We start from the raw sequence: 9,785 nt of genomic DNA, 5'->3' as shown, positions 1-9,785 counted from the left end.
CCGACAGCGTGCGCGTCCGCCTCAACGCAGGCTACCGCGAGCGTGAGTCGTTCCTGGATTCCTGGGACTTGAACAAGATCACCGTCGCTCCGGTGCTGGTCGCCGATCTGAGCGATGCCACTCAGCTCACGCTGGAAGGTTTTTATTCTCGCAATGAATGGGGCGCAGGCAGCTGGCTCGGCGGTCCTCCCGAAGGGTTGCTGAGCGCCACGCCCTTCGGCTACTACGATCGCTCCTTCTTTCCCGGCGATCCTCGCACCGATGAAGGCCTGGGCACCGTACGCACCGGAACCACGGCGGATGTACGCTTGACCCATGAGTTCAGCCCTTCGCTGACCGGGCGCGTCGCCTTCTCGTACACACACGGCGTCTCCAACGACAGCGACATCATTCCGTACGGCTTCATCGACGCCGACGAGAACGGTGTGATCGACGGCAGCGACTATCACAATCTACTGCGACTGTTCTTCGTCGGTCGCGACTCCACCGACGACAACTATTCGTATTACGCCGATCTGGCCGGCGAATTCGAGACCGGCCCGATTCGTCACCAGTTCGTGTTCGGCGCCGAGTATCGTTCGTTGCACTTCGATGCCAGCAAAGGCCGTGGCGCCGGCTTCGCGGATGTCATCGACATCTACAATCCTACGTTCGCCTTCGTGCGACCGGATCCTTTGATTCAGAACGCTACCGTGTCCCGCGATCAAACCCGCGGCATCTTCGTCCAGGACCGCATGAGCATGGGCGAGAAGTTGCATGTGATCCTGGGCGTGCGTTACGCGGAGATCGATTCGTCGTCGACGTTCACTCCGGGAGGCGAAGCACCGCTCGCCCCGGATGTCATTTCGCAGTCTGCCGTGCCCAAGCAATACGGCGTCCTGTACGACCTGTCGGATCGCATCTCGCTCTTCGCCAATCGTTCGGAGTCCTTCCTGCCTCGCGGCGGCACCACCGCCGGTGGCGAGGCATTCAATCCCGAGAAGGGCGAGCAGACCGAACTGGGCACCAAGTTCGACCTGGGTGATTCGGGACTGGCAGCCAACGTGGCGCTGTTTCGCGTGGAAAAGCCGGAAGTGCTGACTCCCGACCCGAACAACTTCGGCTTCGACGTGCCACTGGGCGCAGTCAAGTCCGAAGGCGTGGAGCTATCGCTGGCCGGGCGACTTGCGCCGAACTGGACCTTGTACGCCGCCTACGCGCACATGAACACCGAAATAGACAGCAACGATCCCGCGCTCAGCGGCAACGAGCTATCCAATGCTCCGCAAACGACGTTCTCGACCATGACTCGCTACGACATCGAAGGCGGCGCACTCGACGGTCTCGGGTTCTCCTTCGCTCTGCAGTACTCCGACAGCCGCTTCGCGGACGATGGCAATAAAGTACTGCTGCCAAGCTATACGCGCGTCGACCTGGGCGCCTATTACCAAGTGAACGAGCATGTCGATGTGAGTTTGTTGATCAACAACGTCACCGATGAAGACATCTTCGCCGGATTCTCCGAGAACTGGGTGTCGCTCGATTTGCCGCGCACGTTCCTGTTTCGCGCCAAGTACAAGCTATAGTTCATGCGGTCTCTCACGAGTTTGATGGTGGCGGCCTGTCTATTGCTAGGCCGCCTCGATGTCGTGACGGCTAGCCCCCAGATCGATCAAGCCGACCAGCAGCGCGCTCGTGAATTCGTGCGCTCTCTCGATCGACCCGGAGAGCCCGGGTGCGCACTCGGAGTCATGCGGGACGGACAATGGATCTTGAAGGAGGCTTACGGGCTCGCCGATCTGGACAAGCGCACGCCGAACACACCGGAGCTCGTGTTCGGCATCGCGTCGATCACCAAGCAATTTACCGCTGCGGCGGCGGCCATCGCCGCTGAGCAGCGGTACTTCTCTCTAGATGATGACATTCGCAAGTATCTGCCTGAGCTGTCCGAGGGCCTGACTGGCATCACCATCCAGGATCTGATTCATCACACCAACGGGCTGCGGGATCATGGCAGCCTGGTCACCCTCAGCGGTCACGCCGAACGCTACCAAACGCTCGAAGCGAGACTGGCCTTGCTGCTTCGGCAAACCGGCACCAACTTTCCGGCGGGCACCGAGTTTCGTTACGGCAATACCGGTTATCTGTTTCTCGCCGCCATCCTCGAGCGCACCACGGGCCAATCGCTGTCCCAGTTCTCTGAAAGAAACATCTTCAGACCGCTGGGGATGCGTGACACCTACTTCGGAACTGACACGCGAAAGAACGTGGCACGTGCCCTTCCCTACAGCCATGACGGCAACAGTTGGCGCAACACCGACGCTCAAGTCGCCGAGCCTGCGGATTTCGGATCGGGCGGCCTGCTGACGACGCTCGATGACTACGGCAAGTGGGCGCGCAATTTATTTGCATTGAGCAGCCCACTGCTTGGCGGAACTCGACTGACAGCCCAGCTTCGTTCTCCCGGGCAATTGCGCGATGGCACGGCGGTGCCGTACGCATTTGGTTTGCGTCTCGATCCTTATCGGGGCATCGAGACAATCGCACATAGCGGCTCAGGCGCGGGCTATAAGGCGCTCGCGATGATGTTCCCTAAGCAGCGTTTGGCAGTGATCGGCTTTTGCAACAACGGCGCTTATGCGCAGCCTGTGGTTATGGCGCTCGCCGACATCTACTTGCATCTGCCGCCAGAGAGTAACGAACACACGGTCACGCCAACGCTCTCGGAGCTGCGCAAGTTCGAAGGCACCTATCGCGAACCGGTGTTGCGATTGCCGATGCGCGTGCGGGCCGAGGAGTCGGCGCTGGCCATCGAAGGCGATGCTTTGACCTATCGCTTCCAACCCATCTCCCCGCTGCGCTTTCGTAACGAAGAAAACGTGGTGATCGAGTTCGCCGCCGCGGGCCCCGGCCAATCGCCACAACTGCGGCAAGTACAAGGCCGCAAGTATGGCTCGGGAGTGTTCGAACGCATCGAACCAGTGAAGCTGACGCCGCCGGAACTGCAGGCCTACACCGGCGACTATTACAGCACAGACTTGCAAGCCACCTACCGCTTCACTGTCGAGGACGGCAAGCTGGTCGCGCGCATCGCCGAAGCCGGCCCCGACAGCGATGCTTTCCAGTTGCAACCGCTGTTGCGCGATGAGTTTGTCTCCATGCCCGATCGGCTGGTGCTCGCATTCAACCGCGACGGCCGAGGCGCCATCGTCGGCCTGAAGCTTACCTACCAGTTTGGCTGGATCACCGACCTCCCCTTCCACCGCGCTCCCGATCCCGTTGCCGCCTGGAGCAAACAACATTCCTTCGATCCTTCCAAGACGCTGGAGCCGTTGCAAGAGATCGTTGGTGACGCGCGAGTACTCGCGTTCGGCGAAGGGACACACAATGCTCACGAACTGTGGCAATGGCGAAATCGCCTGTTTCGTTACGCCGTCGAGCACCTCGGCTTCACCGCTCTGGCCGCCGAGACGGGTTACGCGCAGGCCATCGCAGCCGATGATTATGTGTTGGGTCGGCCAGTTCCCGCAGAGCTAGCAGTGCGCGGCGTGTTCTCTTGGGTGGATACTCCCTTCGAAGAGAATCGCGAGCTGCTGGACTGGATGCGCGATTGGAATGCTCGCGCTGAGCCCGCTCGCCAGGTCCGATTCTATGGCTTGGAGATGACGGGCAATCTCGACCCGCAGGGTGCCTTGCTAGTGCAACCCGCGCTCGACTACCTCAGGGCAATGGACGCCAAACGGGCTGCAGCCGCCAGTGCCCTGCTTCAACCTTTGCTTGCCGATTTCGAGATGGAGCGCTACTCACGGCTCTCCAATGCTCGTCGCAACCAACTGTCCGTCGCCGTCCAGGACCTCGTGACACTGTTTGAACGCTTTCGAGTCGTGTGGATCGAACGAGGCTCACGCGAAGCCTTCGACAGGGCCTACCGTCACGCCGTCGTCGCACGACAACTGCTGGAACACTTCAAGCTAAACGGCGATGGCCGCGATATCGCTGCGGCCGACAACCTCCGCTGGGTGCTTGAACAGCAAGGACAACGAGGTCGCGTCTTTCTGTTCGCTCACAATTCACACGTCGCGAAGTGGCGCAAGCTGCCCGCCGACGATGGCCAACTTCATAGCACGATGGTGGAACTCGCCAGAAGCACTCTGGACGTAGAACTCCGCTCGATCGGCTCGCTTTACGACACCGGCAGCACCAAAGATTGGCTGGGGATGTTCGGCATGAGCCGGGAAACACGCACACTGGAGCCGTCGACCCCAAGCAGCTTGAACGACATGCTGGCACGCCTTGGTCCCTCTACGCTGCTGCTGGACCTGCGTGCGCTGCCGAGCGAAGGAACTGTCTACGATTGGTTCTCCGCAGAACGTCGTATTCGCAACATCAATATCAGAGAGGGCTACGACCTAACCCGCCCCGCTCGAGCGTTTGATGCTTTGCTGTTCGAGCGTGACATTTCTCCGCTCCGTCCATTGGTAGTCAAAGGTGCCCCGGACCACTAAACGCCGAAGCCACGACCTTCTCGATACGCTGCCCGTCCAGCTCCAGCACTTCGAACGTCCAGCGCTCCCAGGTGAGGCTTTCGCCGGGCTGAGGCAAATGCCCCAGGTGATGCAACATGAAGCCGGCCAGCGTCGTGTACTTGGCATCGCTGTGTAGATCGCTCACCGCCAACGATTGAACGACCTCGGCGATACGCAAACGACCGTCGAGCAACCAACTACCGTCGTCGCGCCTGATTGCAGTAGGCGGCGGCTCGCTACCTGCATCGGGTAAGTTGCCGGCGATGGCCACCAGAATATCTGTCGGCGTGACCAGGCCCTCGAACGCGCCGCGCTCATCGATGACGACCGCCAGTTGTACCGGCGATGTCTTGAACTGCTCCAGCAGCTTGAGGATGGGCATGGTGTCACTGACATACAATGGTTTGCGTAACGCCGCGCCGAGATCCAAGCCCGCAGCCGGACGATCCTGCCAGAGCAAATCTTCAGCGTGCACCACGCCGATCACCGAGTCGACGGTGCCGCGACACACTGGAAAACGAGAATGGCCGCTATGACGAATCTCTTCGATGACATTCGCCGGCGAGTCTTCGATGTCCAACCAAACTGCATCGACTCGCGGCACCATGATCGAGCGCAGCGGACGCTCGGCCAGAGTCAGTACCCGCTCGATCATGGAACTCTCATCTGCACTGAACGCGACAGTGTCGCCAGCAGAAGAGATGATCGCTGCGACCTCCTCCGATGCCTGCGGCGCCGACTGACCGCCACGCAGGATTCGCAGAACGGCTCGAGCTGTGCGGTCACGGGCGTTGGTGCCAGTCACACGTCGCAGAACATTGCGCCGCCCGAACTGATTGGCGGCTTCGATGAGTATCGAGAAACCAATCGCCGCGTACAGATAGCCCTTGGGCACATGAAAGCCCAGACCTTCGACGATCAGGCTGAAGCCGATCATCAGCAGGAAGCCCAGACATAGAATGATGACGGTCGGATGCCGGCTGACGAACGCCATCAGCGGCCGGCTCGCCAGCATCATCACCAAGATAGCGACGATGACCGCGATCACCATGATCGATAGATCCTGAACCATGCCGACTGCGGTGATCACGCTATCGAGCGAGAACACTGCATCGAGTACCACGATCTGCGCGATCACCTGCCAGTAGACTGCGTAGGCGGCGTCGTTCGCCTTGACCTCGTGAGCGCCTTCGAGCCGCTCGTGCAATTCCATCGTGCCCTTGAACAGCAGGAACACGCCGCCGAAAATCAAAATCACATCGCGCCAGGAAATCTCCAGCCCCCACATCGTGAACAACGGCTGGGTCAGCGTCATGAGCCAGGAGATCGACGCGAGTAGCCCCAAGCGCATGACGAGGGCCAACGACAGTCCGACGATACGTGCTCGGTTGCGCTGCTCGGGCGGCAGCTTGTCGGCAAGGATGGCGATGAAGACGAGATTGTCGATGCCCAGCACAATCTCCAGCAGCACCAGGGTCGCGAGGCCCGCCCACGCGGCCGGGTCGGACATCCATTCAAACAACATCGTTAGGTATTCTCGGCGAGGCGAGCCCCATCGCAGCATGCGATGGGGCCGATATCATCGTCAGTGCGGCTAATCAGAGATCGTCGCCGAATCCGCCATCGTCAAAGCCACCACCCTCCTCGCTGACATTTTCTTCGGGCGGCGGCTCTTCGGTATTTTCCGCCGCCGCGGCATCGTTGCCACCGAACATACCGGCAATCGCATTTCCAAGCAGCACGCCACCGGCCACACCCATCGCCGTTTGAGCCGCGCCCGCGAGAAAGCCGCCACCACCAGCGGGCGGAGCAACCGGGGCTCGTGCCGCGTTCGCGCCGAGACGTCTCTCTGGAGCGTTCTTCTGGCCACCGCCAAACAATGCCGAGAAGATTCCGCCGCCACTGGGTCTTTCTTGAGCGCTACGCTCGAGCTCCTCGATCTTCTGCTGCGCCTGATTCAACGCATACTCCTGCATGACGATGGTCTGCGCCATGTAGTAAGGAGCTGCAGGCTGCTGCGCGACTTGTTGATTGATGAATTCCTCGGCGGCCACATCGCGCGGCGGCGCTTGACGGGCCACATCATCGAGGCGGCCGAACAGGCCTTGAATGACCTGACGGTCTTGATTTTCCATGCTGCTCTCCTGAGGGGTAATTAGTGAGTGGCCGCTGACAGCAGCCGCGCTGCTCGCTCCACATCCGCTGACGCTGTGTGCGCGACCAGCACATAAGCAATCGAATCGTGCTGCCAGTAGGCAACGGCAAAGTCTTCCCGCGCAGCTGACGTTGGCGGAATCGCCCCCGGCGAACTGAGTTGAACCGCGTACAGCGACGCGTTACCAAACTCTGCGGTGTGAATGGCCACCTCGACGCTCGGTCCCAATGACGAGGGAAACACCTGCACGTCGGTGATCGACCAATCATCGGGCAACGCCGGCATCACGATTTTTGTGGCCGAACGAATCTCAGCGGCGTCGTACTCGGGACTTTCCGGTTGAGAACGCATCACCGCTCGCAACAGCGACGTGCGATGCGCGCTGACTGCGTCGCCGACATAGACCGGTGGCAACGTCGACGCAGCCACTTCTCCGGTGCCCGGCAGCCCCACCAATGTATGAGCGAACCAGCCAACGCCTACCAAAGCTGCCGCCACCGCGCCTCGGCGAAACTGGCGAAAAAATCTGCCACGTGCGAAACCCCGCTCGAGGCGACGAGCCGCACTCAGAACGTCGGCCCGCTCGCTCGCTTGCTCACTGCTGAGCGCCAACCGTAGTTCATCGCGGATACGCAGATCGGCCATGACCCGCATCGCATCCTCGGGGTGATTGCACAAGTGCGCTTCGATCTCGATCCGCCGCGTGACCGGCAGCTGATCTTCGACGTACGCCAACAGATCGGCCTCGGTGGCGGGATCAGTGGGATGTGCCATCGGAGCCTCCGACGATCTTGAGGTGTGCTCGCTTGTTACTGCCCGCCGAGGATCCGTTGGCGGGACTTTCGAGATCGCGTAACGCCGCCCGTGCCCGGGCCAAGCGCGACATGAGCGTGCCCAGTGGAATGCCCAGCACGCCGGCAGCGTCTGCAAAGGTCAACTCTTCTATGGCGACGAGATGCAGGGCCGCTCGCTGGTCTTCGGGCAACTGCATCAGTGCGTTGTAGACTTGGGTCAGACGCACGTGATGTTCCTGCACGGGCGGCTCGAACGGCGCACTCAAGTCTGCGGCCCGCTCGATGCGCCTGGCCTCGGCCTGATGCGCCCGCTGGCCATCGACGAAAACGTTATGCATGACCGACAGCAGCCAAGGCTTGAGGCTGCGCCCTTCCTGGAAGCTGGCGCGCTTTTCATAAGCCCGCACCAGGGTCTCATGCACCAGATCCTCGGCATTGGCCTCGCCGCGCAGGAGCGACCGGGCATAACGGCGCAGCGCCGGTAAGTGACTTACGACATCGAATCGAGCCTTGGACAGGGTCATATGAGGTATACGACACTGACGGGCCGACTAGTTCCTAGCACCGCAACTTTCTGTAGGCGACCTCCTGGCCGCGGAGCTTTGACAAGAAGTTAGTCGTTCAAGCCTTCGGCCTTTCTGGCGGCTTGCACCGAGGGACGGGCGCGAATGCGTTCATACAACGCCGTGACCTTGGGAAACGCGCTGATGTCCACGCCCAATTTCTGACGCCAACTCAGAATGACGTACAGGTAAGCGTCGGCCACCGAGAAAGCCTCGCCCAATAGAAACGGCTGATCGCCAATTCGGTCCTCGATGAGAGCCAGACGTCGCGCAATGTTGTCCTTGGCAATCTGTTTCATCGCCTCGGGCACCGCCGGATTGAATAGCGGGGAAAAATTCTTATGCACTTCGCCATTCAAGTAGCCCAGCCATTCCTGTAGACGGAAACGTGCTCGTGTGCCCACCGGCGGAGCCAGGTTGGCGCTGGGATTCAGGTCGGCGATGTAGGGCAGCAGGGCGGTGTTCTCGGTGAGCACCTCTCCATCGTCGAGTTCCAGAGCCGGCACGTAGCCCTTGGGATTCACGGCGGCATAATCCCGGCCATCGGGGAGTTTCCTGGTCTTGCGGTCAACCGCGACCGCCTCGAACTTTGTCCCAGCTTCAAGCAATGAAATGAGCGAAGCCAGCGAGCAAGCGCCTTGCAAATAATAGAGCTTCATATCAGGACCCTAGCCGTGAGGACGCGCATCCACTAGCGCACGCGGTCCAGAATGTTCTCAGAACACCGGCTGCGAGTCCATTTGCTCGAATCGTCGTTTCCCGTGATTCTCCCTACAGTCAGTCGCGCGCGACGCGAAACCCCAGCGAGAAATAGCGCTCCGCCGCCGGGCCCCGCAGTCGATAACTCGGCCGCAACAACTTCGAAGCATCTCCCCACCCGCCGCCACGCACGGCGCGACGATCGGCCATGGAACATTCGGTGCGTGCACTGCCTTCGGTGGTCGCACCGAAGTAGTCTTCGTGATAGCAGTCTTCGATCCTCTCCCACACAGTGCCGCGCACGTCGTACAGTACAAGTGCGTCAGCGGGAAAACTGCCGCCCGGTGCTGTTTGTAGCCAGCGATCGCGCCCGGATGCGAGTGGCGCGAACGAGTCGGACTCGGCACCGTAGTTGGCCATTTCATGACTGACAGGCACCGAGGCACGAAGCCCCTTACGTGCCACGTATTCCCACTCCGATTCCGTCAGCAGCCGATAGCGCTTGCCGGTTCGCTCGCTCAGCCAGCGAACATATGCCTGAGCGTCATTCCAACTGACACAAACCACGGGGTGCTGTCCGGTTTGAGCATAGCCAGGGTTCAGCCAGCTGCGCCCGGGCAGGTCTCCCCATTGATTGTTCTCCATGACATTGCAGCTGCGGCCCATGTCGTGGCGGGTCGCCGTGACGAATGCAGCGAACTCGTCGCGACTGACCTCGCGCACTCCCACTGCGAACTGCTTGGCAATCGTGACCTTGTGCATCGGCCACTCGTCCTCGCTGGCCTCCTTGTCTGTCTTCTCGGCTCCCATATCGAACGAGCCGGGCGCGATGGCCTGCATGCGAGGACAGATATCGCAATCCGAGAAGCTTTCTGTGGCAGCTGCCGGCCCGGCGATGGTGGCCATACCCATCATCATCGCCGGCAACAGCCAGGCACGAGGAGCAAACAACCGACCTGACATGAGTGCACCTGCCGTTATGTAGGAGGGCCAGTATTCAATGAATACCCGCTGGCCATGAGGTGCGAAAGTGGGTGCAGCTGGTGTCCCTGGGATCACCGCGGCTCAG

8 protein-coding genes are annotated in these 9,785 nt (G+C 60.8%); 2 read left to right on the top strand and 6 right to left on the bottom strand.

Annotation, left to right across the window (positions count from 1 at the left end; translation table 11 throughout):
- Together JNL55_RS32155 and JNL55_RS32150 are read left to right on the top strand one after the other, a co-directional pair.
- Positions 1-1,565: TonB-dependent siderophore receptor (locus JNL55_RS32155; RefSeq protein ID WP_293864326.1), on the top strand; the 1,565-nt coding region annotated here is incomplete at its 5' end.
- Between the two features lie 3 nt (positions 1,566-1,568).
- Positions 1,569-4,484: a serine hydrolase gene (locus tag JNL55_RS32150; protein WP_322111064.1), complete on the top strand. Its 2,916-nt coding sequence runs from the start codon at positions 1,569-1,571 to the stop codon at positions 4,482-4,484.
- Here JNL55_RS32150 and JNL55_RS32145 read toward each other — a convergent pair.
- From JNL55_RS32145 to JNL55_RS32120, 6 genes are all read right to left on the bottom strand, one after another.
- Positions 4,462-6,030 (bottom strand): TerC family protein, encoded by a 1,569-nt coding sequence (locus JNL55_RS32145; protein ID WP_293864323.1) that lies wholly within the window; start codon positions 6,028-6,030, stop codon positions 4,462-4,464. The two genes, JNL55_RS32150 and JNL55_RS32145, sit on opposite strands and share 23 nt — an antisense overlap.
- Before the next feature lie 73 nt (positions 6,031-6,103).
- Positions 6,104-6,640: a DUF2076 domain-containing protein gene (locus JNL55_RS32140; RefSeq protein ID WP_293864321.1), complete on the bottom strand. Its 537-nt coding sequence runs from the start codon at positions 6,638-6,640 to the stop codon at positions 6,104-6,106.
- 20 nt (positions 6,641-6,660) lie between these two features.
- Complete coding sequence (locus JNL55_RS32135; protein WP_293864318.1) at positions 6,661-7,434, bottom strand: anti-sigma factor family protein; 774 nt, start codon at positions 7,432-7,434, stop codon at positions 6,661-6,663.
- Positions 7,418-7,978, bottom strand: coding sequence for a sigma-70 family RNA polymerase sigma factor (locus tag JNL55_RS32130; protein ID WP_293864315.1), 561 nt, complete (start codon positions 7,976-7,978; stop codon positions 7,418-7,420). Before JNL55_RS32130 ends, JNL55_RS32135 begins: the two co-directional genes overlap by 17 nt.
- Positions 7,979-8,067: 89 nt before the next feature.
- Positions 8,068-8,676, bottom strand: a complete 609-nt coding sequence (gstA, locus tag JNL55_RS32125; protein WP_293864312.1) for a glutathione transferase GstA — start codon at positions 8,674-8,676, stop codon at positions 8,068-8,070.
- A 118-nt stretch (positions 8,677-8,794) separates the two neighbouring features.
- Positions 8,795-9,679 carry a formylglycine-generating enzyme family protein gene (locus tag JNL55_RS32120; protein ID WP_293864310.1) on the bottom strand — a complete coding sequence of 295 codons (885 nt, stop codon included), beginning with the start codon at positions 9,677-9,679 and terminating at the stop codon, positions 8,795-8,797.
- Positions 9,680-9,785 lie beyond the last annotated feature (106 nt).

The sequence above is a fragment of the Steroidobacter sp. genome, from assembly GCF_016790065.1.
Classification (GTDB): Bacteria; Pseudomonadota; Gammaproteobacteria; order Steroidobacterales; family Steroidobacteraceae; genus Steroidobacter.
The sequence above is the reverse complement of the archived record's forward strand: the minus strand, read 5'-3'. Positions and strand labels throughout refer to the sequence as shown.